A 24,496-nucleotide genomic window follows, 5' to 3' on the forward strand; every position below is an offset into this window, starting at 1 on the left:
GAAGCGCCACGGGGCTCGCCGTCGGTGGCCCCTTCGGCCTCCGTTCCGGAATCGGGGTCGCCCCGATCAGCGTCCTCGGCACGGTACTGGCGGTCGGCGCCGCGCCTGAGGAGAAGGCGGGGGCCGCCGCGGCGACCGGCCAGACGGCCTACGACCTGGGCCTGGCCCTGGGCATCGCGGCGATCGGCGCGGCCGCCCCCGCCGAGACGGGGGCGGGGCCGGAGTCCGAGACGGCGGCCGGGGAACCGGCTGGTACGGGGGTGTTACGGGAGCGCCATGCGCCAGATGCGGGCCCAGGTGGAGGCGTACTGGCGCAGTAGCGGGCCGGTGGTGTAGGGGATGCCGTACTTCTCGCACAGCTTGCGCACCTGGGGAGCGATCTGGCCGTAGCGGTTGCTGGGCAGGTCGGGGAAGAGATGGTGCTCGATCTGGTGGCTGAGGTTGCCGGTGAGGATGTGCAGGAGAGGGCCGCCTTCGATGTTCGCCGAGCCGAGGGCCTGCCGTACGTACCACTCGCCGCGCGACTCGCCCTCGATCTCGTCTTCGGTGAAGGATTCCGCGCCGGCGGGGAAGTGGCCGCAGAAGATCACGGTGTGCGCCCAGATGTTGCGGGCGGTGTTGGCGGTGAGGTTGCCGAGCAGGCACGGCAGGGCGGACGGGCCGGCCAGCAGCGGGAAGAGGATGTAGTCCTTGGTGAATTGCCGTGTGCCCTTGCGGGCCATCCCGGCGAGGTCGCCCAGGAACGCGCGCACGGACTTGCGACCCTGGACGACGGCCTCGGGCTCCAGGTCGTACAGCGCGATGGCCCACTCGAAGACCGGGGCCAGCAGCGGCCCGCCGTAGAGGGGCTGGAGGAGATGGACGGGGCGCCAGGGCTGGTCCTCGCTCATCCGCATGGCCACGTAGCCCAGGTCGCGGTCGCGGCCCACCACGTTGGTCCAGGTGTGGTGCAGGTCGTTGTGGGTGTGCTTCCAGGCAGTGGCCGGGGTGGGGAAGTCCCATTCCCAGGTGGTGGAGTGGATGGCCGGATCCCGCATCCAGTCCCACTGTCCGTGCAGGATGTTGTGGCCGAGCTCCATGTTCTCCAGGATCTTGGCGGTGGTGAGCATCGCCGTACCGGCCGGCCAGGCGGGCGGCAGCAGGGAGACGGCCAGGGCCGCCCGGCCGCCGGCCTCCAGGGCGCGGTGCACGGTGATGAGGGTACGGATGTAGCGGGCGTCCTCGGCGCCGCGCTCGGCCAGCACCTCGGCGCGAATGCGGTCCAGTTCCTGCCCGAAGGCGTCGGCTTCGGACGGCGCAAGAGCAAGCGCAGCGGCCACTGGTTCTCCCTTCCCAAAGACTCGAGGCCCGACAGGCAACGAGGCTCGACAGTTGGTTTTGCAGGTCGATATGCGCGGGTGGGTCTCTACAGGTCGAGGTGCACGGGGCCGCAGGCGGCCGACACGCAGGTCTGGATCACATCGCCCGGCTCGCCGTGTACGTCGCCGGTCCGCAGGTCGCGGACCCGGCCGGCGGACAGCGGGCTGAGGCAGCTGCGGCAGATGCCCATACGGCAGCCGCTGGGCATGACGACACCCGCCGCCTCACCGGCATTCAGCAGGGAGGTGGCCGGTCCGGCGTCTGTCTCGACACCGCTGCGGGTGAAGCGCACCCGCCCGCCGTGCCCGCCCGATCCCCTGCCGGGCACGGCCGGTGACGGCGGCCGGAACCGTTCCAGGTGCAGTCGGTGCCGGGCATCCGGGTCGCGCCAGGCCCGTTCGGCGAACGCGAGCAGTCCTTCCGGCCCGCAGGCCCAGCTCTCGCGCTTCTCCCAGTCAGGGCACAGAGCGCCCAGGCGTACCCGATCCAGCCGCCCTTCTTGGCGGGTGTGGTGTTCGTGCAGCGTCAACCAGCTTTCGCGGGCGGCCATCGCACGCAGCTCACCGCCGAAGACGACCCGGTCGGCGTCCGGCGCGCTGTGCACCAGCACGGTGTCCGGACGGCGGCCCGTGCGCCTGGCGAGCGCGCGCAGCATGGCCACCACGGGAGTGATGCCGATGCCGCCGGTCAGGAACAGCAGGCGCGGAGGCGGCGGGTCGGGCAGCACGAAATCCCCCTGGACAGGACCGAGGCGCAGTCTCTGCCCGAGCCGGACCCGGCGGGCCAGGTGCGGGGACACCCGCCCGTCCGGGACTGCCCGTATGGTGATCGCGAAACGCCCGGAGCCGTCCGGCGGGGTCGTGATCGAGTACGTCCGCCAGTGCAGTGCGCCGTCGATGTTCACCCCCACCGGCACGTACTGCCCGGCCGCGCGATGCCTCGACCAGCCGCGCCCCGCCCGCACCACGAGCGTCGTCGCGTCCGCCGTCTCCGCCCGTACCAGCTCCACCCGGCCCGCCGGCCACCTGGCCGACCACAGGGGATCGACGACGGCCAGAAAGTCGTCAGGCAGCAACGGGGTGGTCAGCCGCCCGGCGCCCTGCCAGACGGGCCGCGCCAGGTGCCGGAGCACACTGCCCATGCCGCCTCTCCGTTCCTCGTCACTCTCCAACCACCTACGCTCACGCAGCCGTGGACGATCGGCAAGCCGGGTTGCTCCGTCCCTGACGGGCATGACCGACGGGCATGACCTTGGCGCGAGCCGGCGGCTGCCCCCGCGCTCTGCGCGGCGGCCCGGCGGCCACTCGACATCGAATTCGAGGGCGTGGGCGATTCCGTCCGCCCAGCCCTGGCCGAGGCGCCGACCGAACAAGTCGTACGGACACCGACCGCTCGCCTCGGTGAGGAGCGCTGCTGGGTGGGGCCTCGCCTCCCGGGACGCCGCGGGATCATCGCAGCGGCCTGCGGATCCACACCTCCCGGGCAGCCGTCTCCCGGTCGGCACCGGCATCCGAACCGGGACCAACGTCTGAAGCGATTCGAGGGTCGAGTTCGCCGAGTTTCGACCATCCCCAGGCGCGCAAGGTCTCCTCCGCCGCGGTCTTGCGGCCGCCTTCGCCGGGCCGGTCCACGGCCGCGACGACCAGATCGGCGTCGAGGCGGGCCAGCAACCGCTCGCCGAGGCGGGTCGCGATGCCGCGGCGTCGTTGGGACGGCAGCACCATCAGTTCGGCCAGCAGGAAGGTCCGGCCCGCGGCCGTGAGTTCCTCGATCTCCGTCGGCAGCTCGTCCCGGAAGCCAGACCACCACTCGCCGGTACGAGCCACGCGGAACCCGTAGGCGCAGCCGACCAAGCCCGCCGCGTCGGCGACCACCATGTCGAAGTCGGTCCGCTGCACATGCTGCTCGAACCGGTTCAGAAAGCTCTGGCGGTCACGGTATTCGGCACCCGCGGCACCGCGGTACGCCGTGACGTGGAGGTCCGCGACGACGTCCCGCTGCTGCTCGGCCTGCCAACGGGACAGTCTGCGCAAGTACACGTCTGTCATACGAGCCTCTCCCGGCCGTGGGACGAACATCCCCGGATTCGGCATGGTGACAGCAGGAGCCGACGAGGTAAACCGGGCGTCAGGACAGGGGGTCGACCGAGTGTCGGGATCAGGAGTGTGACGCCCTGCCGCTTACGCCTTGGCGCTGTTGCCGCAGACGGCTCGGCAGGGCACCGTCCTCGTACTCCCACCCTTCTTCACAGCTCCGTTCGTACGCGTCGTCGTGCTCGGCGGCGGTCCGGTGGTCCTCGGCGGCCATGAGAGCGCTCGCGGTGCCGCGGGTCGGTGGCCGCGGCGATGAACCGGGCGGCCGAGGCGGCATCGGTGGCCGGCGGGATCACCAGGAGGTCCCGGTGACCGACGCCGTAGGAGAACAGCCGGATCTTGACCGGGTCCAGTCCGGTCACGAACCAGGCGGCCTTCACCGTGTGAGCCGGCCCGGTGTCGTGAATCGCCGAGAACGACACAGGCATCAAGGCCGGTGTACGAAGTGCTCCCAGTAAGTTGAGGCTGCTCCTGGCCAGTGTCCGACGGACCGTTGTGAGGACACCGGCTACCGTCGCGAGGACACCTGCCGAAGAGCTCAGGCACCGCCGCCGTCGTCGTCAGCGGAGGGGACGCCGCCCGGCGCGCCGGGACCCTCGCACTATGACGACGGCCAGAGCGACCACGAAGAGCACGATACCGATGACCAGCAGATAGCCCAGGCCCTCCGCCACCGAGCCGATGATTCCCAGCGCGACGGCCACAAGGACGAGCAGCAGGAAGAGCACCATCACCCGAACCACCTCCTCGTACTGCGTGCTACGTGTTGGACGGTCAGCGGCGTGCGAGCTTGCGTTCGCCGTTGGCGCCCGGCTGGTACGCCATGCCGTAATGCCGGAAGATCGCTTCTTCCTGCTCGGCGGGCAGTACGTCGTCCGTCCCGATCGATGGGGCGTCCCGTACCTGTCGCTTGGTGTGGGAGACCTTGACGTAGTCCGGCCCGAGGACTGCCTCGTCGAGGGGGACGAAGACCAGCCGCTGGCGGGTGGGAAGCCCGGTCCTGACGGTGGCCACGGCCGGTTCGTCGGTGGTCGTGTCCACATAGATGGCTTCGAGCATGCCGATCTTGTGCTGCTTCGGGTCGACCACGTCATGGTCGCGCCACTCGCGGATGTCGGCTGAACGGATCATGTCCCGCTCCCTGTCTGCGCGCCGCCGGTGATGCAACGGCCCCGGTGTATACACACCGGGGCCGCCCTTCCGGGCCATTGCACGTGAGAGTGCGCCGACCCACTTGTCATCGTATGACCGAAACGCCCTTCTGGTACAGGCGGTTTCGGGTAATACGGCCCCTGGCTCCGGTGTCCTGAAGTGGCCCTGTCGCGTCAGTCGCGCTCCTCTTCATCGGCCTCCATGAGCCGAATCCCCTGATGTGTCAGCGTGACCATCGTGGGTGCATTTCCCCGGGTCCAATCGGCTGTGACAAGCCCTTCGCCCACCAAATATGTGCAGGCCGCGGCCAGATCCTGCTCGGGGATCCCCAAGTCGTCACGCAGCTTCGCCCCGGTGACACCAAGGAGGCGATTGCCTTCCGTGGCCTCGTACAGGGTTTTCATGATCGCTTCGCGGTAGTGCTTCCGCTCGTGCAGTGTTGCCATGATTGCCGCCACGCGTGCCGAGCACCGACGAAAAGTCAGCTGGGGTACGAGGAACTCCTGGTGTTCACTGTACTCCGGGCCGGGCCCCGAGCACCTGCGTTGACCAGTGGTTTTCTCGGGTACCGGAGCATTGGGCGGCAGCGTCTGTGCGAGCTTCGTCGTGGCCGGTGCGGAGTATCGTGGACCCAGGAAGCGTCTCTGCTTCCCCGGCGGTGACGCCGACATCGCCCCAGGCGGTCGGCGAGCCGCCGAACCCGCAGACAGGCGATGACGATGCCCGACCCCGACCCGTCACGTGAGGCGAAGCTCCTGCCGGACGCGATCCACCAGGCCGTCCGGCCCGGAACAGCCATCCTGCGGCTGCAAACGACACACGACCGCGCGGGAATCCTCGACGGGGCGTGGTGGCCACGGTCCCGCGACATCGGCGCGGAGCTTCCCGGCCTGATCGCCGCGATGACCGAACACCTCGGGCCTGTCACGCGCGTCGGCCTGGACTCCAGCGCCTGGGAAGAACTGCCGACGCGGTTGATCATCGACGACCGTGTCGTGCACATCGACTCCTCTCCGGTCGGCGACGACACCGTCCTCGTCAGCCGGGGCGATCGAGATCTCTTCTCCCTGCTCGTGGTACCGCCGCACGCGACACCCGACGCGGCGCGCGACGCGATGGCGAGGGCCGTCTGCGCCGACAACCTCACGCAGGCGGCGCAGATCCTCATCGACACCGGTACCGGTCGAGTGCTCCCGATCGCCACGGAAGCCCCGTAGACCGGCCAGGATCACCACGACCCGCGTGCGGCGTGCGGCGCCCGGTGATGCGGTGCGAGACGCCCGGTGATCGGCCGCGCGAGCCGGGTCCGCCTCCTTTCGCGGCAGGCAGGAGTACGGTGGAGCAAGCGAGGCCCCTTCGTATGCCGGTGCCAGGCCGGTTTCGGCCTCGCGGTTCCACGACAGCGGGTGCTCGCGCTCGAGGCAGGTTCCGCCAAATGACCGCCGAAGCCCTTCCGTTATCCGACGGGCCGTCGGCCGAGGTCCGATTCGTCTCGCCGTACCCGGAAGTGACACGACAAGTCGCCGATGCGCTCCGCTGGTTCTTCGCCTTCGACGAAGACAGCAGCTACCGGGCGGGCCCCAAAGCCACGGACCTGCGCCTGCCCCTGGCTCCCTCGTACTCCTCGCGCTCGTGATCATCGCGATCCTCGCGCCGATTGCGGCCCGTATCGATACCAGCAGGCGGCCGACGGACCGTACGCATCCGAACGAGAACACCTGACCGGCCCTCCGCATCACACCACCCGTCCACACAGGAGCAGCCCGGGACCCCGGCCGAGCCACCCGCATCGAGGTCAAGGAACTCCGCATGTCGCTCAGTTCCGCCAAGTCCATGGCCGAACCCCCTTCAACGGCCGTCCCGTCGAACGCCGTCCAGCCGCCGTCATCCGCCTCCTCGAACGCCTCGGCTGGGTGTACGACGTGCGCTGGCCGGCACCGGACCGCGCGCCGCCCGCCGCGTGTGGACCCGGCCTTCCCCTTTTCTCGCGTTTCTCATGGCAGTTGACAGGAGCCTTCATGACGACCGCACTGCAGCCCTCGCTTCCCTCGTACCCCCTCCTCCGTCTGCGTCTCGCACCCCGCGCCGGCATGCCGCGCCGCATCGACGGAGTGTGGTGGCCTCGCTCGTACGACCTGCTGGTGGAACTCCCGCGGCTGCTCGCCGGGTTGCCGCAGGCCTGGGGACACATCAGCAGTGTCACGGTCAACGGGGCGACGTGGTCCGTGACCCCCGGCCGGATGCTCGTCTTCAACCAGGTCGTGCGCCTGCGCAGGTCCACCACTATGTCCGCCCCGGACACGGTCTGCCTCCTGGCCCCCAGCCGGGGGCGCTGGGACTTGCTGGTCGTACCGCCCGACACCCCGCCCGATACGGCCGAGCCGCTCATGGCCGCTGCCGTGGGCGACGACCCCATCTGATCGTGAGCGGTGCGCGGGGAGTGCCGTCCGTATGGCGAAGCTGCGCGATGGGCCTCGCCCACCCTGGCCAGCTGTGGTTGCCTGAGACAGCACCGGTCGCCGCTGGTCATCCTTGCCGAGACGGAGCACCATACGGCAGCTTCACCCGCCAAGGTCGTCCCAACAGCCCGTTCTGCGGCGGTGGGGCGTAATCGGGCCCGGCCGCCGTCCGGTTGTCGCGCCGAGGGCCGGAGCGCGGCAACGATCAGGATCACGGTCACATCCCTGTGATCAGTCGCCTCGGCCCGGTCGGGGTGGCCGGGTAACACGAGGAAGTGCCCTCCCTGCCCTCCCACGCCTCCGCAGGAACCTGTGCCCGATAACCCGTCGGGCTGCCGTGGAGGGCATGTTCCGTCGCCATGAGCTCGCTCGCGGTCATCGGAGGGCCGGAGCCGTCGCTCGCGGCGGCCATCAGCCGGGCGGCTGCCGGGGGGCTGACCTCCGGCGGTATCACCAGCAGGTCCCACCGGCCGGCGGTGTAGGACAGCAGCATGATCTTGTACGGGTCCAGCTCCCGCGCGAACCAACCGACCTTCACCACATGACCGTTGACGGGCACCTTGCGCGGGATGACCGGCCAGTGCTGAGGGTTGACGGCGATCCGGGTGATCCGTCCCCACAGAGGATCCAGCACGTCGGCCAGAGCGGAGAGTTCGCCTGGCAGGTCCCGGGAGCGGGGCCACCAGGCGCCGTCCAGGCCCCGTCGGGACGTGCTCATGGGCTTCAGCGCGAGGCGGGTGCTCGGAACCCTGAAGGGCACCATCCGCAGCGGGGCAAGGTCGGTGGTCGCGGACATCGCGCGAACCCGTCTCCAGACCGCTGCCACAGGCTCGGCCCGGTGTCGTCACTCGCCGAGAACGACACCGACATGGAGGCCAGTGTGCGAAATACTCTCGATGCCTTCACGCTACTCCGCTGGGACGTCGAACGGGCCCCGGTGAGGCGCGGGTTGTGAACACTGCCCTGCACACCTCTGATGAGTGCCGCCACCCTCCGCAGGAGCAGAGAAAGAGTGCCGCGAACCGACCAGGAGACCAAGGGACGACCCGAAGTCCAAAGAGGCAGGACTGCGGGGCCATGCCGACCTCGATGAGGAGAACGCTTCAGACCTCGTCCGTCTGCTTGCGGTCATCCTCCGAGGACTGACTGGTCACCAGCCAGGACCGGGCCGGCTCCGCCGGGCGGGTGGTGTCCACGGTGAGGTGGAGACGGGTCCCGCCCTCGCTGCCCTCCGGATAGCTGCGCTGCTCGACGGAGGCGAAGCAACGACGGAGAACCTCCGCAACCGTACGGGAGACTTCGGGGGACGCGGCCACGATGCGTACTTCGGCGTGCCCGGCAGAGGGGACTTCCAGTGGCTTCATGGTGACCTCGTTCTTCAGGACGACGTGACAACGGTGACTATGGGCGATAAGACCGTCGCGCCACACCCCACCGCCTCCAGCGAGGAGAAAGCCCTACATCATTGGCCATCCCCGTCCCCGTCTCGGGGCTCGCGGTGGGTGGTGGCGCGGGGCGATCCTGCAGGCCCCGCCGACTGCCGGGTCTTCCAGCTTCGTCGGCCGATCCACGGCAGGGCTCACTGTAGTGAAATGCCGCGATCCGCTGGTTGTGCCTCACTTTCAAGCCAACGCCATCAACCCGGACGCCACCCGGGAAGGGTGAGCCGTCCTGGGACACCACGCCCGTCTCGCGGCCGCGCTGATCATGGCGTGCCGGTGAGGTTGCCCATCCCCTGGTACAGCTGTTGCGGGGGCAGCGGGCCGGTGGGAAGCGGGTGGGCGCCTTCGGTGCGTAGGCCGTCGAGCATGAAGGCGATGCCGCGGCGCCAGGCGTCGGGGGCGGTGTCCTTGGCGGCGCGGGCCAGCGGGGCGTTGGTGCCGAAGCGGTGAAAGCAGCCAAGCCCAACGAGGCCCCGTCCGGGTCGTTCGCCCAGTTCAGAGCCTGAACCCGCCACAAATGGGACCGGATCACGGAATGCGTCGAGCCATCGTTGATACCTGGCTGGCTAGGCCGCGGTTTCTGTGATTAGGACGGCCGCGGTGACCGGGCCCGGAGTGTCAGTGGTGGCTGCGTCGGCTACGGCGGCCCGGACGGCGCGGGCGACTTCCAATGGATGCTGCCCCGGGGCGACCGCGAGCTGGACCTCGATGTGTCGGCCGGGTGGATCGTCATGGTCCTCCACCTTGACCGGGCGGCTTCCCAGCACGGCGGCGAGGCGGGCGACGCCCGGAACACCCGTCGCGATGTCCGCCAGTTCCCCGACGGGCCCCCGCATGGATCCTGTTCCGGTCACCGGGGGCGAGCTTCGCGCGGCTGCAGCTTCCGGCGCGGGCCTCATGGCCCTCGCTGCGGTCCGCGACTTCATGCCTGTCTCCGGGCCCTCATGGAGATCCGTGACGCGCAGGTCGGCTATCACGGTGGCCAGGCCGAGCCGTTCAGCGGCCGCGTTGAGCAGTGCGCTCCTCAACTGGTCGGCGGTCTCAGGCAGCGGCTGCCCGAGGGATGCTGTGAAGGCGGCTTCGATCCTGAGCGGGCCAGGCGGTAGCGCGCTGGCCGGCGGACGGACGGCCGGCTCGGACACGGGCTCCAGCGGTGCCGACCCGATGCGCAGAGACCCCAGCCGAACACCGGGAATCTCAGCGGCAGCGCGCCCGAGGGCCCGGACGGCCGCTTGCTCGGTGATCCATGTCCCGTCGTCGGGCCCGCCGAGCGGGAGCAGCCGGCCCAGGCCGAGCTGGCGCCGTACTGCCTGCGTCCACGCTTCGGTCACCGGCCTCTCACCCTCTTTCTTCCATGGCCGCGGTTCCCGCCGCACTGCGCCAGGAGTGTTCCGCGAGGGCTCCGGGCGGGGACGTTCGGGCCACTCGTTGGACCACCCCGCCTCGCAGTCCGCATCTCGAGCAAATCCACTAAAACGAATATAATCTGAACAAAGGGTGCAAACTTTACTCTCAAGGGAGAAATGCCCTGATGACTGAGAACACCGGCGTAAGGCATGGCGGTGCGCCCGGTTCTCGCGGCCGGACGACCATCGCCGATGTGGTGGTGGAGAAGATCGCCGGAATGGCGGCACGGGACGTGCTCGGCGTCTATGCCCTGGGCAGCGGATTCGCGCGCTCGATGGGATCCATGCGGGAGCGGATGCCTGGCGCCGGTAGTGGCAAGTCCGTCACACGCGGGGTCAGTGTCGAGGTCGGAGAGCGGCAGGCGGCCATCGATCTGGAGATCGTCGTCGACTACGGCGTCTCGATCACGGACGTGGCCGGTGCGGTGCGGGAGAACGTGATCGCCGCAGTGGAGCGGATGGCGGGCCGGGAAGTCGTGGAAGTCAACATCATGGTCAGCGACGTGAAGCTGCCCGACGAGGAGGACGAAGGGGAAGAGCGGCAACGGATCCAGTAGCCGGGGCGGAGCAGCACGCTTGAGTGAAGGAGCGCGTGATGAGCAGGGCCGTGGTGGGCTTGATGGCCGGAATGGCGCTGGGTTTCGCCGCGTATTTCGGTGACTTCTGGGCTTTCCTGCTGGTGCTGGGACTGGGCGTCGTCGGTCTCGTGGTCGGGCGGTTTATGGAAGGCGATCTCGAACCGGGCGACTTCGTCCGCCGCCGAGACCGGCAGGAGCGGATCCGCGATGACCGGCGACGGGCTCGGGGAGACTGGCTGCGGTGACCGGTGAAGCCGATCGGCGTCCCGGCATCCCCCGCGGGGAGCGCGGTGCGATCACCGTTACCGACCGGGTCGTTGCGAAGATCGCATCCCAGGTGGCGCACGAGGCGCTGAGCCGGTTCACCGAGTCGGCCGGCCGCGTACCACCCGGCCGCCGGACGCCGCGTGTGACCACAGCCGTGCGGCGGGCACCAGAGCGAAATACCGCAGGACGAGACGCCGAGTCTGCCGTCGGGCGGCAGGCGGTTATCGGCGAGGCACGGCTGCGCATCACCGTCGAGCTCGGCTATCCGTCCGACATCGGGGCGCAGTGCGCCGCGGTGCGCCGGGAGGTTACCGAACGGCTCAGGACATGGGCCGGCATGGAGGTGTCCGACCTCGCGGTGTCGGTCGAGAGGCTGCACTCGGTGCATGCGCGGTACCCGGACCAGGAGAGGGTGAGATGAGCGCGAACACCTGGCGGCAGCCGACCGGTGACAGCGACCTTCCCTCCGATTCCGGACAGGCAGCTCCGTCCGCCGATGGCACCCCGGGCGCGGGCGCGACGGCAGCGATCGATAAAAGAGGCCGGTCGGCGCGCCGTTTCTGGTCAGCGCGGCGGATTCCCGCGGCCTTGGTGGCCCTGCTGTCCGTCGCGGCCATTGGATTGCTCCTGTACGACGTGGTCTCGGTGCGGGCAGGCCGGTCTGCGATGCGCTGGCGGCGGCGGCTCGCTGAGGAACTGGCCACACGGCCCCTGGATGACATCTGGGTGATCGTCGGGGCCGCAGTGGCGATGGCCCTCGGCCTGTGGCTTTTCCTGCTGGCGGTGACGCCGGGTCTGCGCAGGCTGCTGCCCATGCGGCAGCCCACCGGTATCCCCGGGGCAGAGGAGGTCCATGCCGGGCTCGACCGCCGCGCGGCCGCCCTGGTTCTGCGCGACCGGGCCATGCAGGTGCCCGGTGTCCAGTCGGCACGGGTCGCTGTCGGCCGCCGGAAGGTCAAAGCCCGGGCACGGGCACATTTCCGTGATCTCGAGGAGGTCCGAGCGGACCTGGACGCCACGCTGGGGGAAGCCGTGACGTCCTTGGGTCTCGCCCGGCAACCCACACTGACGGTGCGCGTCCGGCGCCCGAAGAAGGGCTGAGGTGATCCTGATGCTCAAGACAGTGAACCGGGTGCTGCTGGGGCTTCTCGGCCTTGGACTGTTCGCCCTGGGTGGCGGTGTGCTGCTGGGCGGGCTGGATCTGCAGCGCCGCTGGGGTTTCGGCATGCCGGGCTGGTGGCCCTTCCGTGGGCCGGACGATGTGGTGCTGGGCGCCGAGGGACGCACCCGGTGGCGGGAAGAGGGCTGGTGGTGGCCGACCGTCATCGCGGTGCTCGCCGTGCTGCTGGCCCTGCTGCTGTGGTGGCTCCTTGCGCAGCGCAGACACCGCCTGGGCCAGGTCCTCGTCGACGGCGAAGACGGCGCGGCGGCCCGGCTCAACGGCCGCACCCTGGAGGACGTGATCAAGGAAGAGGCGCAGGCCCTGGGCGGGGTCTCGCAGGCTCATGTACGGCTGATGGGCCGACGTACTGCTCCGACCGCACGCGTGCGGCTGTTGCTGGAGCCTCACGCGGATCCAGCGCGGACTCTGGGGCGACTGAGCGGGGAAACGCTCGCACACGCGCGGGACTCGGCCGGCCTGGACCGCCTCCCGTCGAAGGTCCGACTCAGGGAAGTCCGCCACCGCGCCCAACGCGCCGCCTAAGCCTGGGCCGAAGTCCCATGGGGGTGTGCGGTGAGCAGGATCATGAGCCCGAGGGTGACGATATGGCGCGCTTCTTCCTCGTGCTGGTCTTCCTTCCAGGTGCTCCAGGCGCGAACCCAAGTCGGCTAACAACGCCAGGGTGACGAGCGCGAGGCCGCCGTGGATCGTCCGCCGCTCGCGTTCTGCCCGCTGTCTTGCTCTCCCGGCTCGCGCCTTTGCCGCCTCCAGAGCGGCCTCGCGCTCAGCTCGGGTGGCGTGGTGGCGGCAACCTCGGCCGATCTCCTGGGGGAGTTTGCATGGAGTCCCTTTCTTGGTGGGACGTCCGCAGCGCGGCGCCGCTCGCCGTCTTCGAGAGCGGCCGTACCTGGTGGACATGGGGCGCATCGTGAACCACCCGCTCACACCGCCGGGGCACAACGGCCAAAGCAGGGGCTACGCACCGCCACCAAGTCGACCTTTGTGCATGCGACTTGGCTGCCATCGCCTCGACTTAGGGCACACAGAGGGCAGGCCACCCCCATTGGCCTAGACAACAAACAAACCCCAGGCCACTGACCTGAGGTTTCAACCTGGAGCGGGTGACGAGAATCGAACTCGCGCTCTCAGCTTGGGAAGCTACGGCGCTTGGGTAGTCACTGTGGCTCTGACCTGCACAGAGGTCTTCCCTCTCGGTGGTCGCGCGGGTCGGATCGCACCGCTGTTGACCGTGGTTGTCCGCCCTTACGGGCATGCTGTGGGCACGGCGTCGGAGTAAGCGGTCTGGGAGTGGCCGACGGACCTTCGGAGGTGTCCGCATCCATGCGCTTCAGCCCAGCCAGAGATGCTGATTGCAGACGCGCACGGGTGCCTGCCCCCAGCTGTCACTCGATGTCGACTCCGTAGGAGCGAGCGAGGCCGTCGAGGCCGTCCGCCCAGCCCTGGCCGAGGGCGCGTAGCTCCCATGCGGGTCGGCCGTCGACGGGGTGGCGGTGCAGCTCGGCGATGACCATGGCTCGGATGTCCGGGTCTGCGGGAGGCTGGAAGGCCCATGCGGCCTCGCTGTCTTCATCCCCCCATTTTTCTGATGAGCCCGTGCCATGGTGGAGGTCATGCCGATGCCGGTACGGAACCGCCAGACCACCCCCTCGGACCGCGCGGACAACGGCCTGGACTCGCTTACGGCGGTCAACATAGTGGTCGACCTCGAGCAGCGGTTCGCCGTCACTTTCCCCGACGACAGGATCATGTTCGCCATGCTCCATTCCGCCCGCACCCTGTGGAACGCCCTGTCGGAGCTGATCGCGTGAACACCCTCTGGAAGAGTCTGCCCAGCGACGTCGTCCCGGACGTGGTCGACGCCGAGCCGCTCTCCGGCGGCGCGGTGAACGACGTCTGGCGGCTGACCCTCGCCGACGGAAGGGCGTACGTCCTCAAGGGGTCCGTCGAGGCTCCGCCCGACCTGTTCCCGCTGGAGGCGGCCGGACTCAGGGCGCTCCATGAACGCGCGGGCATCCGTACTCCCCAGGTGTTCGAGGTGAGTGCGCACCACGTCCTCATGGAAGCGCTGCATCCTCGGCCCGACACCGACGAGTTCTGGGAGGCGGCGGGCCGCACCTTCGCCACCCTGCACACGGTGCGCGGCGACCGGTTCGGCTGGGACACCGACGGATGGCTCGGCCTGCTTCCCCAGGAGAACGGCTGGGCCGACGACGGCCACGAGTTCTTCGCCGAACACCGAATCCGCCGCTACCTGCGCGAGCCCAAGGTACGCCGCGCCCTCGAACCGGCCGACCTGGCGGGCCTGGAGCGGATCTGTGAACGCCTTCCGCAGCTCGTCCCGACGTCTCCCAGCGTGCTCAACCACGGCGACCTCTGGCGCGCGAACATCGTCGCGGACCCGGCCGGCGAACCCGTGTTCCTCGACCCGGCGGTGTGCTGGATGTGGGCCGAGTCCGACCTCAGCATGATGTACTGCTGCGATCCTCCGCCGGACCGCTTCTTCCGCGCCTACGAGGAGATCTCCCCCCTGCCCGACGGCTGGCGCGACCGCATGCCGCTGCTGCACCTGCGCGAACACCTCAGTGTGCTGGCCCACTTCGGGACGTACGGCGACACCGTAGCGCGGGTCCGGGACGTCGTCCGTACGTTCTCCTGACTCCGGGGATCCCGCCGTGCCCTGCCTGAAGACCAACGTCCAGCGGGAGTACACCTCCTACCTCTTCGGTGCCCTCCCGCTGTGCGTGGCCCTGGCCCACGAGGACACCTTCCCCTGGTACCTGGAGCGTTACGTCCAGCTCCACTCGGATTACTCCCCGAGCAGCGGCGAACAACCGCACCTCGACTTCGCTGATTCCTTCGGCTATCCGGAGGTCCTGGAGTGCCGGACCCTCGACTGGGCCGCCGTCTCCGCAGCGGGACCGTCGGTCATCGACCTGATCCGCGACCGGATCTCCGCCGGCCACCACTGCACCGTCTTCGTCGACGACGACCATCTGCGCGGCCGGCCATTCGTCCGGCTGCACGAGTACCTCGTCTTCGGATACGACGACCGGAGACGGGAGGTCGACGTGGTGGGGTTCGGCGGCAGACCCCGCGTCTTCCGCAAACTCCGCATCCCCTACGACGACTTCGCCAGGGCCTTCCGCCAGGCGAAGTCGGCCGTCCACGAGGGGCGTTCGGAAGTCCGCAGCCCCGTCCAGCTTCTGAGGCCCCGCCCGGTCCCGCACAGCTTCAGCCCTGCCCGCCTGGCCCGCGCACTCCAGGACTACCTCGCCGGCACACCCGGTGAGACCCAGGACACCGGAACCTGGTGGTCCGCTCCCACCGTGTCGGCACCGGACCCGGCCGATCTCGAAAACAAGGACGGGGTGAAGACGTACGACCATCTCGTCCTCCACCTAGCTCAGGTGAAAGACGGGACGGCGGGTCTGGACTACCGCATGTTCCATCTGCTCTCCGAACACAAGGGAATGGTCCTGCGTCGCCTCACCCACCTGGCCGGCACCTGCGCCCTGCACGAGCCGCTGGCCGGCACCCTCGACGCCTACCGCGAGCTGGACCGCCAGGTGCGGGGTTTCAGGCTGCGGCTGCTGTTCCTCCCGCGCGAGAAGGCCGCTCATGAGGCCGTGCGGGGCCTGGAGTTCCTGGCCCGAGTGCGGGAGACCGAGACCCGGCTGCTGGAGCGAGTGGTGCGGATCGTCGGGTTCGTGTGACGCGTGCGCAACTCACCGACGAGGAGGGGAGGGCTCCTTGACCTGGGCCTTGCTCATGGAGCGGGTGACGAGAATCGAACTCGCGCTCTCAGCTCGGGAAGCTAAGGGCATCTGGGGTCGGCTCCGGGTCTGGCCTGCGGCGGAGGGGTGTCGGCGCCTGGTGGGCGGTCGACTGGTTCCCCGGTGTTCCCGGTGTTCCCCGCAGGATCTGGCACGGATCTGGCACGGCCTGACTCTCGACTGGGAGGCGTGTGCGCCGTGAAGCCCCGCCGCGTCCCGGGGGACCTCAGGCGATCGACGTGCTGGCCGGTTCAGGCGGAGGGGCGGGGACGGTTCTGGTCGCGCCAAGCCCGGGGCGAGACGCCGTAGGCCTGTCTGAACACTTTGCTGAAGTGGGTCGCGTCCACGAATCCCCAACTCCGGCCTATCGCCGCGATGGTCCGCAGCCGGCCGTTCGGGCCGGCCAGCTCTCGTCTGCATTCCGCCAGCCGGTGTGAACGTATCCAGTCGCCAAGACTGATACCCGAACGGGCCAGCACCGTGTAGAGGTGGCGGACCGAGATGCCGTGCACGGTGGCGATCCTCGCGGCCGACAGGTCGGCATCAGCCAAGTGCGCTCGGATGTACTGAGTGATCCGCAGGTTGAGCGTTGCCTCCATCGGCGCTCTGGCCAGGCTGGAGTTTCCGAGCTGGGACGCCACGACGGCGCGAACGAGTTCGATGCTGGGCTCCACGATTGCGTCGGCGTGCAGGCCTCGGCGCAGTTCTTCGCTGACGGCCAGTTGGGAAAAGTACGTGGAGGCGAGGCTCGCGACGGGGTTGTCGGAGCCGAGGGGGACTGCGGCAATGTCTCGTAGCGATCGTTCAGGGAGCGCGAGTGCCGCGCGGGGGAAACGCAAGAAGTGGTGGGCGACGCCCTCGTTGAAGTGAAGGGTATAGGGGGCGCTTGTTTCGTAGAGGGCGAAGTCGCCGGGTCTCAGTAGGGACTGGCGATCGTTCTGAGTCACCAGGCTGGTGCCCGTCAGCTGAAGGCCGATGAAGACGGCCGGCTCCTCATCTTCCCTGGCCAGCCGCTCCGTCCGTTGCACGGTCAGTGCGGTCGCCCGCGCCGAGCAGATCCTGATGGGCCCGACGGTGCCAAGCCCGATATGAACCGAGAGGTCCTTGGGCGGGAGATGGTGATCGATATCGACCGGCACGACGGATTCCCATACCGCATGCCGGATCGTCTCCTCCCGGTCTCGCGGTGGTACGAGCGCAGTGTCCAGGACCGGGCTCATGGGGCAGGCCTTCGTCTGAATCGGCCATGGGGCCGGCGTGGTGATGCGTCGTTCCGTGCCCTCACAAGCCCCCCTCAACACGATCCGGTCGCGAAGATCAGCATGGCAGGCCGCCGTCTCGCTGTGCAACGGCATCGAGGTCGCCCCCAGGGCAGCCATCTGGCACGACGTCAGCTCACCCGCGCCCTCACCGGCCCCGGGGCGGACGCGTGGCCGGTTGCGGTGTGTACCGCCGCGCCGGGTTGCGCCGACGGCCCCCGACGGGCAGCCGATGTCGATGTAGCGCTGCTGACAAAGTTTCCCGCACGCGTGACACATTCCGGGCCCGGCCATCGTCCTATGGTTTGGCCGAAAAGGGGTGGCTTGTTGTGCCGCCGACGCGGAGACCGGACGGTAAGGGGCCGCACTTGAAGCCGGAAGGTGGATCATCGTGGATTAACTGGTGCTGCGCGCACGGCAGTTCGTGAACAACACGTACAGCTACGTGATTGGCACGACGCTTGTGCTGGTGACCTGAGGCGACCGGGCCGGCAGCTCGGCCGTGCAGGCTGTCCAGCGCCGGCTCAACGGCCGCTACATCGGCCGCGCCGACTTCTTACGCGATCCAGTATGAGCTGGGCATGGCGGACGGCACCGCCAACTGCTTATACGCAGAACCGATTCAGTCGATTGCGTCTTCCTGTTCTTTTCTCATCACTCACAAATAGAGGGAAATAATGCGGCACACGGGGCGTAAAAAGAGGATTGCGGCCGCGGCTGCGCTGGGCGCACTGACGGTGCTTCTCGCCACTGGATGCTCCTTGAGCATCGGCAACGCGGAGAAGAAGAAGAATGAGGCGACGGCCAGCGAGGAAACAGCCCCTGTCGAGGAGGACCCGGCCGAGGAGCAGCCGACGGCCGAGGAGAAGCCGGTCGGCGACGACCCCGCAAAGCCCGAGAACACGGGCGTCAGCGAGGAGGGGGCCGTCCACAAGGCCCGAGTCGCGCTGACGATCTCCGACAAGGTCGCCGCGGACACCGGCAAGCGTCCCAAAATGGTCACTTGCGCCGAGCACCTCCCGGCCCGGGTCGGCGCCACGATCCGCTGCCAGATCACTACCAGCAGCGACACCCGCGGTGTCATCGTCACTGCCACCGCCGTCAACGGCAACCGGGTCAGTTACAACCTCAAGGTCGACAACAACGTCGGGTGAACACAGAGCCCGCGCGACCCGTTCGGGAGCGTGCTCGGGACGGCGGACCCGCCCGACAAAACAGGGCGCCTGGCAGGCATCAGCCCAGATCAGGCGCCCTGCTCGGGTTGTTGGAAGAACCCGGCTCCTATGCCTTTGTCGCCTCTGGCGCTTCCGTTTCCGCCGTCCTCGCGGTGAGCGGGCTCCTGCCACCGCTCAACGCGAAGTAGAGCACCCCGGCCACGGCGACGCCGATGAACCAGGAGTACGGACCCAGATTCGTCCCGTATCCGGACGGCCCGTAGACGGGAAGGATGCTGGAGAAGACGGAGCCCACCGCGGCGGCCGCGAACGCCCGGATGTTCCAGCCGCCCTGGAAGCGGAACTCCCCGTGCTCCTGGTACAGCGCGGGCACGTTCAGCTGTGCCTTCCTGATGAGGTAGTAGTCGACGACGATCACGCCGAAGAGAGGGCCCATCGTCGAGCCGATGGCGTTGACGAAGCTGGGAGCGTTGTCCCAGGGGTGAAGCGGGTAGAGCAGCAGCGCGATGACGGCGGCGATGAGGCCGCCCCGCCGGAAGGTCACATACTTCGGGGCCACGTTGGCGAAGTCGAAGGCGGGGCTGACGAAGTTGGCGACGACGTTGATGCCCAGGGTCGCCACGGCGAAGGTCAGGGCGGCGAGCAGGACGAGGAACGCGCTGTCGAACTTCGCGGAGATGACGGCCGGTTCGAGGATGACCTCCCCGTACACCTTGCTGGCGGCGGCCGTGGTGATGGCCGCGACGAGGGAGAAGAGGATCAGGTTGACGGGCAGGCCCCAGAGGTTGCCCTTCTTCAGGGCCTTCTCGTCGGGGGTGAAGCGTGCGAAGTCGCCGAAGTTGAGGAACAGGGCCGCGAAGTAGGTGACCCAGGTGGCGGCTATCGCGGCGATCGCGGCGAGTGAGCCGGGGCTGACGTCGAGTCCGGTGGCGCTCTTGGCGAGTGTGGCCAGGTCGCCGCTCGGCATGTCGACGGAGAAGGACAGTACCCCCGCCTCCACGGACAGCGCGATCGCCAGGATCAGCATCATCAGCCAGACCGCCGGCCCGGCGAAGTCCTGGAAACGGCGGACCGTTTCCATCCCCTTGCTGATGATGAGCAGTTGGGCGGCCCAGACGCCGAGGTAGCACAGCACTTCGAGGCCGCTGTGGTCGAAGAGCCGGGTGGTCTCGTGCAGGTCCTTGGGGCCGTCGTAGCGGACGAGGAAGGCGACGACGGCGCCGGCGGCGGCGCTGGTCTGGGCGCCGTACCAGAAGGTGGCGACCACGGCCCGTACGAGTGCCGGGACGTTGGCGCCGAAGGTGCCGAACGAGGCGCGGGCGAGGACCGGGTAGGGGACACCGGTCCTGACGCCCGCCTTGCCGATGAGGGTCATCAGCCAGTAGATGATCAGCGAGCCCACACCGATGCCGATGAGGAACTTGAAGGTGTTGCCCGCGACGAGGAACAGACTGGCGGCCAGGAAGTAGCCGTACAGACTGTGCACGTCCGAGGTCCAGACGTTGAAGATGCTGAAGGCGCCCCACTTGCGCTCGGTGGCGGGGGCGAGGTCCGCGTTGTAGAGACGGGGGGAGTACTCCGGCGGCGTAGCGGCGCTGTCAGAGCCCGCACTGTCGGTGGCCGTCATGTCTTGCTCCTCCTTGCTGTGCCCCATCCCCTCCCGGCGTGGCGCCGGACGGTTGATGTGTCAGGGAAGGGAACGGCCCGGATATTGCACCGGGATGCCGGGCGCGTAACGGAGCCAACAACGGGTGAACCGGATTCCCGCGGCAGTGCGGCTGGTTACGAGGGCGGTCGGCTGCGGCTGCATGATGCGGCGTACTCCTGTCGCTGCTGCCGTCGACGAGTCCGACCGCATGAATCGGCGATGACAAGTCAACCTTGTAGGACCGGAGTTGTTCTGTCTGCGGCCGTCGTGAAACTGCGATGGCCCGGGGGAGGACGAGCGCGTTCTGGGCGTCGGTGCAGGGGGCGCCCGGGAGTTCGTGCAGGATGCCGTACCGCTCGGCGAGAGTCTCGCGGGTTCGCCCGCCGGAGTGGAAGAGCTCGGCGTGCCGGTCGGTACGGTCGACTCCCGGCTCGCGCGCGCCCGCAAGAAGCTCCGAAGCTCGCCGAGGCCGAACCGGCCAAGACGGCAACTACCCACCGCTGGCGGCAGTCGGTTCGACCTGGACGGTACTTGCTGACCGTCGCCCCGTGAGCTCCGCGGCGCTCACGGAGGGCGGATCCGCGCACGATCACGGCCGAGACGGCACGGCCGGCCCCCAGGTGGGCCAGGTGGCCCCTCCGGGCGTCATGGACGGTGACGCGGTTCACGCCGTGCGGCCGTGCGGCCGTGCGGCCGAGGACACCGTGGCAGGCGGCGGACGAGGAACGCTGGCGGGACGCCGGTTCACCGCGGCAAGTGGAGAGCCCGGCAGGGGCCGACGGTGGGATGAGGGTCGGGCTCACGATCGGAACCAGGCGGGCCATGGTCATGCGCACCGACCACGACAACAAGATCTACGCCCTCGGCCCGGACAACGTCTCCTACCAGGTCTGCGCGAACTGCCCACCGACAGCGCGCAGTTGCGCCGACAGTTCGAGCGGCTGTACGAGCGGGACGGCGGCGGCGAGAACAGCGGCGACCGTACGACCTGGATGCTGCGCCAGGCTGCCAACCTCATCACCATGCCGGTGAAGTCCGGCACCCGGGCCGCCGCGTACCGCCTGCTCGCGGACCTGCCGGGCATCCGCGTCCAGGGCTCCGTCACCGACCCGCTGGGCCGCGAGGGCATCGGCATCACGCTTCCCGACAACCCGGAGACCCCGCTGGGGAGTGTGGAGGAGCGGCTGGTCGTGGATGCGTCCACCGGCGCTCTGCTGGCCGAGCTCGTTGTCCTGGCCGAACCGTCGGCCACCGTGTGGCAGGCGGGGCTGGATGCGGGCACGACGGTGTCCTACTCGGCGACCACCCGGATGGAGTGGGCGCAGCGGCAGATCACCGTGCCGGAGAACGCCCGCCACTGAACTCCCCCGCGCGGGCCCGGCACCGCCGGGCCTGTCACGGAAACACACCTCCAGAAGGAGCGACTTGATGAGAACCCCCGCACAAGGGTCTGCCTCACGCGGCATCCGCGTGGCCACCGTCTTCGCGGCCTGCGCCCTCGCCCTCACACCGTGGGCCGCCCAGGCCCAGGCGGAGACGCCCTGGAAGCTCGCGTTACCGCTTTCCGAGGCGGCTTCGAGTGACTTCATGGATGTCGACGCGAGGAGCAGGACCGACGCTTGGGCGGTCGGCCGGAAGACGGACGACTCCTTCTCGGCGGCCCCGCTGGCCAAGCACTGGGACGGTAGGCGGTCGTCCGCGGTCCATCGCAATCGGTTGAGATACGGCTTCTCAGCCAGGGCGGGGCCGCAGGCCGTTGTGCCTGCGGCCCCGCTCGGGCGTTGGGGTCAGGACGGGTCGCCGTACTGGAGGCCGCGTCCGTTGGTGCCGACATAGACGCGGCCGTAGGTGTCGGGGTCGCCGGTGACGACGCCGACGCCACCGATGCTGCCCCATTGGTGGGCGTCGTCGTTGACACGGAGCCAGGTGGCGCCCTTGTCGGTGGAGCGGAAGACGCCGGTGACGTCCTTGACGGTACCGATCAGGTACAGGGCCTGGTACGAGGCGCCCGGCGCGGCCTTGCCGAAGCCGAGGGCGGAGGCGGACTGCACCGCCCCGAGCGTGGTGAAGGTGCGGCCGCCGTCGGTGGAGTGCAGCAGCCCCTTGGCATCGCCGGCGATCCACAGGTCCCCGGCGATGCCGGGGACGGCCGTGAGCCGGCCGGTGGGCAGGTTCGTGGCGCGGGCGGTGAAGGTCGCGCCGCCGTCGGTGCTGGCGTAGAGCGTGCCGCCGGACAGTGAGTAGAAGGTCTGGGCCGAGGAGCGGTCGGCGACGACCACGGCGCCGGTGCCCAGGCCGCTTACCTTCGACCAGCTCGCCCCCTTGTCGGTCGAGTGGTACGGGGCCTGACCCTCCTCGGTCCAGACGATGGCGGAGCCGTCCGCCGCGAGCGCGACCTGGCCGCTGTCGGCACTGCCCACCGGCTCAGCCTTGAAGCCGCTCCAGCTGCTGCCGCCGTCGGTGGAGTAGGCGCCGTCCTGATCGCCGCCACGGCCGACGCGGACCATCACCGACGGGTTGGACTGGGCGAAATCGATGTCGGTGCTGGTGATCATCATCGGGTTCTTCAGCCGCCCGGCGGGCACCTCGGTCAGGGAGCTGGAGGAGCTGTAGCGGAAACCGCCCAGGTCACCCATGGAGGAGATGACGGTGGCCCCGCCGGGCGGGGCCACCGCGTCCTGCACCGCGGTCTCCTCCAGCCCTCGGGACCCCACGATCCAGTGGCTGGTGCCGCCGCTGTCGGTGGCGTTGGCGTCCTTGCTGCGCCAGATGCCGCTGCCGGTGCCGTACAGCACGTGCCCGGAGTTGAAGGGATCGATGGCCAGGGCGGTCATCCAGTGCCCGGTGCCGGTACCGACGTAGGGAGCGGCGGAGGCGTCCCGCACCGATTTCGCGGCCTGCGCCTTCCAGGTCGTGCCGCCGTCGGTGGTCCGGTAGAGCTCGTCCTCGGGCCACCAGCGGTCGAGGGTGGTGACCATCACCGTGGACGGCTTCTGCGGGTCGACGGCCAGACCGGAGAACCCGTAGCCGCCCTGGGACGGCGAGACGTTCTTCCACGCCCCGCCGGTCGGCGTGTACTTCCACACCGAGCCCGCGGTCACGCCGTTGGGTCCGACGACGTTGGTGTACGTCAGGTACAGCGAGCCGTCACCGGAGAGCACGCCGTGCTGCGGCATCTGGCCGGTGGGCTGCCCGGAGACGGCCTGCCAGGTGCTGCCGCCGTCGGTGGAGCGGTACAGGGAGGTGGACCTGTCGGCGACGCCGACATAGACCGTCTTGCTTCCGGCCGGGCCGTACGTCACGAAGGAGATGCCCGCGCCGCTGCTCGCCCCGTCCTTGACGGGGAACGAGGAGACCTGACTCCATGTCACGCCATGGTTGGTACTGCGCCACAGGCCGTTCTTGCGGGTCCCCAGCAGCAGGGTGCCGTTTTCCGCGGGGTTGACCACCAGACGTTCGCCCGCCCCGCGGCCGTCCTCGTTGGCGCCCAGCTTGAAGGGCAGATCGGTGCGCTGGAAGGTGCGGCCACGGTCCGTGGAGCGCAGGATCGCGCCGTTGCCCGCCCAGCTGTTGGTGTAGGTGCCCGCCCCGAGGTAGAGCCGGTCGGGGTCGACGGGGTCGGTGGCCACCGAATCGATGCCCAGCAGGTTCCAGTCCTTCTCGCCGGCCCAGTCGGTCAGCGGGATCCACTGCTCGGCCGCGACGTCCCAGCGGTAGGCGCCGCCCATGTCGGTGCGCGCGTACAGCAGGCCCTTCTCCCGAGGGTTGAACACCAGCCCGGTGACGTAACCGCCGCCCACCACCTGAGTGTTGTTCCACACATACGGTCCGGCCGCGGCCGTGGTCTGCGCGGTGCCGGTCCCGGCCGTCTGGGTCTCGGCCGTTTTCACCAGCTTCCACTGCTGGTTGGTGCTGCCCTTGCCGGGATACTGGATGACTGCCGCGCCGTCGGCCGTGGAGCCTCCGGAGACGTCCAGGACCTGGCCGCTCCTGCGGGAGGTGAAGGTGACGGCGCCGGAACCGCTCACCTCGTCGATCCGCCACTCCTGGGAGGTGGAGGAGCTGTCGGTCTGCTGCTCAGCGGCAGCTGCCTGGGCGGTCGAATCGCCCGCTATGCCCAGCACTTTGCCGCTGTTGCGGTTCACCAGCTCGTAGTGGCCGTCCCCGGTGGGTCTCAGCTTCCACTGCTGGTTGGCGGTGTTCTGGTCGGTCCACTGCTGGATGCGGGTGCGGTCGGCGGTGGAGAAGGCGTTGACGTCCATCGCCTTGCCGCTGCGTACGGAAACCAGCCGGTAGTAGGCCTCGCCGTCGACCGTCGCGGCCTGCGAATCCTCCTGCGAGAACAGGAGATACGGCACGACGATGGCGGGCACGCCGAGCAGCAGACCGGTCGCGGTCCAGCGACGGCGGTGACGCCCGCGGCGCCCGCCGTTCGTGGGGTTCTCCATGGGGAGGTGTTCTCCTTGCACGCTGTTCACCAGGGGAGTGGCGGAATCAGGCACTGGAATGGCCGGATCCGACTCCTTGTGGTCACAGGCTCCGCAAAGGGTTGCCCCGAGCCGGGAAGTCCTTTCAGGCCACCTCGTGGTGCGGCAGGCGTTGATCAGCAGCCGGGTGAGGCTGGTGCCCTGTGGTCTCTGGCGAGCTCGGGATGCTTCGACGCGCAGGTCGGCGACCGCAGTCATTCGTGTACGGCCGACCG

At 69.2% G+C, this 24,496-nt stretch carries 29 protein-coding genes and 1 pseudogene; 15 read left to right on the forward strand and 15 right to left on the reverse strand.

The annotated features are described in order from the left end of the window. A pseudogene (locus IEZ21_RS47955) lies at positions 1 to 320 on the forward strand (hypothetical protein); the annotation flags it as partial. On the opposite strand, the gene IEZ21_RS33150 reads toward IEZ21_RS47955, so the two are convergent. The 7 genes from IEZ21_RS33150 to IEZ21_RS33180 all read right to left on the reverse strand — a co-directional run bounded on the left by IEZ21_RS33150 (position 264) and on the right by IEZ21_RS33180 (position 5,050). After that, positions 264 to 1,319 carry a fatty acid desaturase family protein gene (locus IEZ21_RS33150; RefSeq protein ID WP_189325523.1) on the reverse strand — a complete coding sequence of 352 codons (1,056 nt, stop codon included), beginning with the start codon at positions 1,317 to 1,319 and terminating at the stop codon, positions 264 to 266. The pseudogene IEZ21_RS47955 and the gene IEZ21_RS33150 overlap by 57 nt on opposite strands. A gap of 86 nt (positions 1,320 to 1,405) precedes the next feature. Beyond that, positions 1,406 to 2,500: a ferredoxin reductase gene (locus tag IEZ21_RS33155; RefSeq protein ID WP_189325524.1), complete on the reverse strand. Its 1,095-nt coding sequence runs from the start codon at positions 2,498 to 2,500 to the stop codon at positions 1,406 to 1,408. Between the two features lie 307 nt (positions 2,501 to 2,807). Continuing rightward, positions 2,808 to 3,407, reverse strand: coding sequence for a hypothetical protein (locus IEZ21_RS33160; protein ID WP_189325525.1), 600 nt, complete (start codon positions 3,405 to 3,407; stop codon positions 2,808 to 2,810). Between the two features lie 197 nt (positions 3,408 to 3,604). Then, entirely contained in the window at positions 3,605 to 3,880 is a 276-nt protein-coding gene (locus tag IEZ21_RS33165; protein WP_189325526.1) for a DUF5994 family protein, read from the reverse strand. Positions 3,881 to 4,012: 132 nt separating this feature from the next. After that, positions 4,013 to 4,186 carry a hypothetical protein gene (locus IEZ21_RS33170; RefSeq protein WP_189325655.1) on the reverse strand — a complete coding sequence of 58 codons (174 nt, stop codon included), beginning with the start codon at positions 4,184 to 4,186 and terminating at the stop codon, positions 4,013 to 4,015. A gap of 40 nt (positions 4,187 to 4,226) precedes the next feature. Then, positions 4,227 to 4,583 carry a PRC-barrel domain-containing protein gene (locus IEZ21_RS33175; RefSeq protein ID WP_189325527.1) on the reverse strand — a complete coding sequence of 119 codons (357 nt, stop codon included), beginning with the start codon at positions 4,581 to 4,583 and terminating at the stop codon, positions 4,227 to 4,229. Between the two features lie 194 nt (positions 4,584 to 4,777). Then, positions 4,778 to 5,050, reverse strand: coding sequence for a hypothetical protein (locus tag IEZ21_RS33180; protein WP_189325528.1), 273 nt, complete (start codon positions 5,048 to 5,050; stop codon positions 4,778 to 4,780). A gap of 273 nt (positions 5,051 to 5,323) precedes the next feature. Between IEZ21_RS33180 and IEZ21_RS33185 the strand changes: the two genes are divergently transcribed. The 3 genes from IEZ21_RS33185 (at position 5,324) to IEZ21_RS33195 (ending at position 7,024) form a co-directional block, all read left to right on the forward strand. Beyond that, entirely contained in the window at positions 5,324 to 5,821 is a 498-nt protein-coding gene (locus IEZ21_RS33185; RefSeq protein WP_189325529.1) for a DUF5994 family protein, read from the forward strand. A gap of 218 nt (positions 5,822 to 6,039) precedes the next feature. After that, entirely contained in the window at positions 6,040 to 6,240 is a 201-nt protein-coding gene (locus IEZ21_RS33190) for a hypothetical protein (RefSeq protein ID WP_033320556.1), read from the forward strand. A 382-nt stretch (positions 6,241 to 6,622) separates the two neighbouring features. Then, the gene (locus IEZ21_RS33195) at positions 6,623 to 7,024 is read left to right on the forward strand and encodes a DUF5994 family protein (RefSeq protein WP_189325530.1); all 402 of its coding nucleotides are present in this window, start codon (positions 6,623 to 6,625) and stop codon (positions 7,022 to 7,024) included. A gap of 256 nt (positions 7,025 to 7,280) precedes the next feature. On the opposite strand, the gene IEZ21_RS33200 is transcribed toward IEZ21_RS33195, so the two are convergent. The 4 genes from IEZ21_RS33200 to IEZ21_RS33215 form a co-directional block, all read right to left on the reverse strand. Then, positions 7,281 to 7,859, reverse strand: coding sequence for a DUF5994 family protein (locus tag IEZ21_RS33200; protein ID WP_220450459.1), 579 nt, complete (start codon positions 7,857 to 7,859; stop codon positions 7,281 to 7,283). Between the two features lie 307 nt (positions 7,860 to 8,166). Further along, positions 8,167 to 8,427: a hypothetical protein gene (locus IEZ21_RS33205; protein WP_189325531.1), complete on the reverse strand. Its 261-nt coding sequence runs from the start codon at positions 8,425 to 8,427 to the stop codon at positions 8,167 to 8,169. A 341-nt stretch (positions 8,428 to 8,768) separates the two neighbouring features. Then, positions 8,769 to 9,020, reverse strand: a complete 252-nt coding sequence (locus IEZ21_RS33210; RefSeq protein WP_246568394.1) for a hypothetical protein — start codon at positions 9,018 to 9,020, stop codon at positions 8,769 to 8,771. A gap of 51 nt (positions 9,021 to 9,071) precedes the next feature. Next, on the reverse strand, positions 9,072 to 9,836 hold the full coding sequence (locus tag IEZ21_RS33215; protein WP_189325532.1) for a hypothetical protein: 765 nt from the start codon (positions 9,834 to 9,836) through the stop codon (positions 9,072 to 9,074). A gap of 200 nt (positions 9,837 to 10,036) precedes the next feature. Between IEZ21_RS33215 and IEZ21_RS33220 the strand changes: the two genes are divergently transcribed. From IEZ21_RS33220 to amaP, 5 genes are read left to right on the forward strand one after another with little or no spacing between them, the layout of a single operon-like run. Further along, entirely contained in the window at positions 10,037 to 10,468 is a 432-nt protein-coding gene (locus IEZ21_RS33220; protein ID WP_189325533.1) for an Asp23/Gls24 family envelope stress response protein, read from the forward strand. Positions 10,469 to 10,506: 38 nt separating this feature from the next. Beyond that, on the forward strand, positions 10,507 to 10,734 hold the full coding sequence (locus IEZ21_RS33225) for a hypothetical protein (RefSeq protein WP_189325534.1): 228 nt from the start codon (positions 10,507 to 10,509) through the stop codon (positions 10,732 to 10,734). Next, complete coding sequence (locus IEZ21_RS33230) at positions 10,731 to 11,177, forward strand: Asp23/Gls24 family envelope stress response protein (RefSeq protein WP_189325535.1); 447 nt, start codon at positions 10,731 to 10,733, stop codon at positions 11,175 to 11,177. The genes IEZ21_RS33225 and IEZ21_RS33230 overlap by 4 nt, the downstream gene beginning before the upstream one ends. Continuing rightward, positions 11,174 to 11,857, forward strand: coding sequence for a DUF6286 domain-containing protein (locus tag IEZ21_RS33235; RefSeq protein ID WP_189325536.1), 684 nt, complete (start codon positions 11,174 to 11,176; stop codon positions 11,855 to 11,857). The genes IEZ21_RS33230 and IEZ21_RS33235 overlap by 4 nt, the downstream gene beginning before the upstream one ends. Positions 11,858 to 11,867: 10 nt before the next feature. Beyond that, entirely contained in the window at positions 11,868 to 12,461 is a 594-nt protein-coding gene (gene amaP, locus IEZ21_RS33240; protein WP_189325537.1) for an alkaline shock response membrane anchor protein AmaP, read from the forward strand. A gap of 860 nt (positions 12,462 to 13,321) precedes the next feature. Here amaP and IEZ21_RS47215 read toward each other — a convergent pair. Further along, positions 13,322 to 13,450, reverse strand: coding sequence for a TerD family protein (locus IEZ21_RS47215; RefSeq protein WP_220450460.1), 129 nt, complete (start codon positions 13,448 to 13,450; stop codon positions 13,322 to 13,324). An 87-nt stretch (positions 13,451 to 13,537) separates the two neighbouring features. Here IEZ21_RS47215 and IEZ21_RS33245 point away from each other — a divergent pair, with 87 nt between their 5' ends. Genes IEZ21_RS33245 through IEZ21_RS33255 form a run of 3 tightly spaced genes read left to right on the forward strand, consistent with a single transcriptional unit; the run spans position 13,538 to position 15,652 of the window. Then, on the forward strand, positions 13,538 to 13,747 hold the full coding sequence (locus tag IEZ21_RS33245; protein ID WP_189325538.1) for an acyl carrier protein: 210 nt from the start codon (positions 13,538 to 13,540) through the stop codon (positions 13,745 to 13,747). Beyond that, on the forward strand, positions 13,744 to 14,595 hold the full coding sequence (locus IEZ21_RS33250) for a fructosamine kinase family protein (RefSeq protein WP_189325539.1): 852 nt from the start codon (positions 13,744 to 13,746) through the stop codon (positions 14,593 to 14,595). The genes IEZ21_RS33245 and IEZ21_RS33250 overlap by 4 nt, the downstream gene beginning before the upstream one ends. 16 nt (positions 14,596 to 14,611) lie before the next feature. Next, positions 14,612 to 15,652: a hypothetical protein gene (locus IEZ21_RS33255; RefSeq protein WP_189325540.1), complete on the forward strand. Its 1,041-nt coding sequence runs from the start codon at positions 14,612 to 14,614 to the stop codon at positions 15,650 to 15,652. Positions 15,653 to 15,963: 311 nt separating this feature from the next. Here IEZ21_RS33255 and IEZ21_RS33260 read toward each other — a convergent pair whose 3' ends face one another. After that, positions 15,964 to 16,932, reverse strand: coding sequence for an AraC-like ligand-binding domain-containing protein (locus IEZ21_RS33260; protein ID WP_189325645.1), 969 nt, complete (start codon positions 16,930 to 16,932; stop codon positions 15,964 to 15,966). 800 nt (positions 16,933 to 17,732) lie between these two features. Here IEZ21_RS33260 and IEZ21_RS33265 point away from each other — a divergent pair. Beyond that, on the forward strand, positions 17,733 to 18,125 hold the full coding sequence (locus IEZ21_RS33265; protein WP_189325541.1) for a DUF4333 domain-containing protein: 393 nt from the start codon (positions 17,733 to 17,735) through the stop codon (positions 18,123 to 18,125). A gap of 127 nt (positions 18,126 to 18,252) precedes the next feature. On the opposite strand, the gene IEZ21_RS33270 is transcribed toward IEZ21_RS33265, so the two are convergent. Further along, positions 18,253 to 19,773 carry an NCS1 family nucleobase:cation symporter-1 gene (locus IEZ21_RS33270; RefSeq protein ID WP_189325542.1) on the reverse strand — a complete coding sequence of 507 codons (1,521 nt, stop codon included), beginning with the start codon at positions 19,771 to 19,773 and terminating at the stop codon, positions 18,253 to 18,255. Between the two features lie 409 nt (positions 19,774 to 20,182). On the opposite strand from IEZ21_RS33270, the gene IEZ21_RS48945 reads away from it, so the two are divergent. Further along, positions 20,183 to 20,332 (forward strand): sigma factor-like helix-turn-helix DNA-binding protein, encoded by a 150-nt coding sequence (locus IEZ21_RS48945; protein ID WP_373302343.1) that lies wholly within the window; start codon positions 20,183 to 20,185, stop codon positions 20,330 to 20,332. A gap of 382 nt (positions 20,333 to 20,714) precedes the next feature. Then, complete coding sequence (locus IEZ21_RS33275; RefSeq protein ID WP_189325543.1) at positions 20,715 to 21,155, forward strand: hypothetical protein; 441 nt, start codon at positions 20,715 to 20,717, stop codon at positions 21,153 to 21,155. Positions 21,156 to 21,581: 426 nt separating this feature from the next. Here the strand turns inward: IEZ21_RS33275 and IEZ21_RS33280 are convergent, their stop codons facing one another. Beyond that, entirely contained in the window at positions 21,582 to 24,242 is a 2,661-nt protein-coding gene (locus IEZ21_RS33280; RefSeq protein ID WP_189325544.1) for an RICIN domain-containing protein, read from the reverse strand. Between the last annotated feature and the right edge of the window lie 254 nt (positions 24,243 to 24,496).

Origin of the sequence: Streptomyces flaveus, from assembly GCF_014647675.1 — a bacterium.
Lineage (GTDB): Bacteria > Actinomycetota > Actinomycetes > Streptomycetales > Streptomycetaceae > Streptomyces > Streptomyces flaveus.

Excerpts from the sequence above, each read along its gene's own strand:
- IEZ21_RS33155 (WP_189325524.1), bottom strand. The coding sequence starts at position 2,500 with ATGGGCAGTGTGCTCCGGCACCTGGCGCGGCCCGTCTGGCAGGGCGCC.
- IEZ21_RS33160 (WP_189325525.1), bottom strand. The coding sequence starts at position 3,407 with ATGACAGACGTGTACTTGCGCAGACTGTCCCGTTGGCAGGCCGAGCAG.
- IEZ21_RS33165 (WP_189325526.1), bottom strand. The coding sequence starts at position 3,880 with ATGCCTGTGTCGTTCTCGGCGATTCACGACACCGGGCCGGCTCACACG.
- IEZ21_RS33175 (WP_189325527.1), bottom strand. The coding sequence starts at position 4,583 with ATGATCCGTTCAGCCGACATCCGCGAGTGGCGCGACCATGACGTGGTC.
- IEZ21_RS33180 (WP_189325528.1), bottom strand. The coding sequence starts at position 5,050 with ATGGCAACACTGCACGAGCGGAAGCACTACCGCGAAGCGATCATGAAA.
- IEZ21_RS33185 (WP_189325529.1), top strand. The coding sequence starts at position 5,324 with ATGCCCGACCCCGACCCGTCACGTGAGGCGAAGCTCCTGCCGGACGCG.
- IEZ21_RS33190 (WP_033320556.1), top strand. The coding sequence starts at position 6,040 with ATGACCGCCGAAGCCCTTCCGTTATCCGACGGGCCGTCGGCCGAGGTC.
- IEZ21_RS33195 (WP_189325530.1), top strand. The coding sequence starts at position 6,623 with ATGACGACCGCACTGCAGCCCTCGCTTCCCTCGTACCCCCTCCTCCGT.
- IEZ21_RS33200 (WP_220450459.1), bottom strand. The coding sequence starts at position 7,859 with ATGTCCGCGACCACCGACCTTGCCCCGCTGCGGATGGTGCCCTTCAGG.
- IEZ21_RS33205 (WP_189325531.1), bottom strand. The coding sequence starts at position 8,427 with ATGAAGCCACTGGAAGTCCCCTCTGCCGGGCACGCCGAAGTACGCATC.
- IEZ21_RS33220 (WP_189325533.1), top strand. The coding sequence starts at position 10,037 with ATGACTGAGAACACCGGCGTAAGGCATGGCGGTGCGCCCGGTTCTCGC.
- IEZ21_RS33225 (WP_189325534.1), top strand. The coding sequence starts at position 10,507 with ATGAGCAGGGCCGTGGTGGGCTTGATGGCCGGAATGGCGCTGGGTTTC.
- IEZ21_RS33235 (WP_189325536.1), top strand. The coding sequence starts at position 11,174 with ATGAGCGCGAACACCTGGCGGCAGCCGACCGGTGACAGCGACCTTCCC.
- amaP (WP_189325537.1), top strand. The coding sequence starts at position 11,868 with ATGCTCAAGACAGTGAACCGGGTGCTGCTGGGGCTTCTCGGCCTTGGA.
- IEZ21_RS47215 (WP_220450460.1), bottom strand. The coding sequence starts at position 13,450 with ATGGTCATCGCCGAGCTGCACCGCCACCCCGTCGACGGCCGACCCGCA.
- IEZ21_RS33245 (WP_189325538.1), top strand. The coding sequence starts at position 13,538 with ATGGTGGAGGTCATGCCGATGCCGGTACGGAACCGCCAGACCACCCCC.
- IEZ21_RS33260 (WP_189325645.1), bottom strand. The coding sequence starts at position 16,932 with ATGAGCCCGGTCCTGGACACTGCGCTCGTACCACCGCGAGACCGGGAG.
- IEZ21_RS33270 (WP_189325542.1), bottom strand. The coding sequence starts at position 19,773 with ATGACGGCCACCGACAGTGCGGGCTCTGACAGCGCCGCTACGCCGCCG.
- IEZ21_RS33280 (WP_189325544.1), bottom strand. The coding sequence starts at position 24,242 with ATGGAGAACCCCACGAACGGCGGGCGCCGCGGGCGTCACCGCCGTCGC.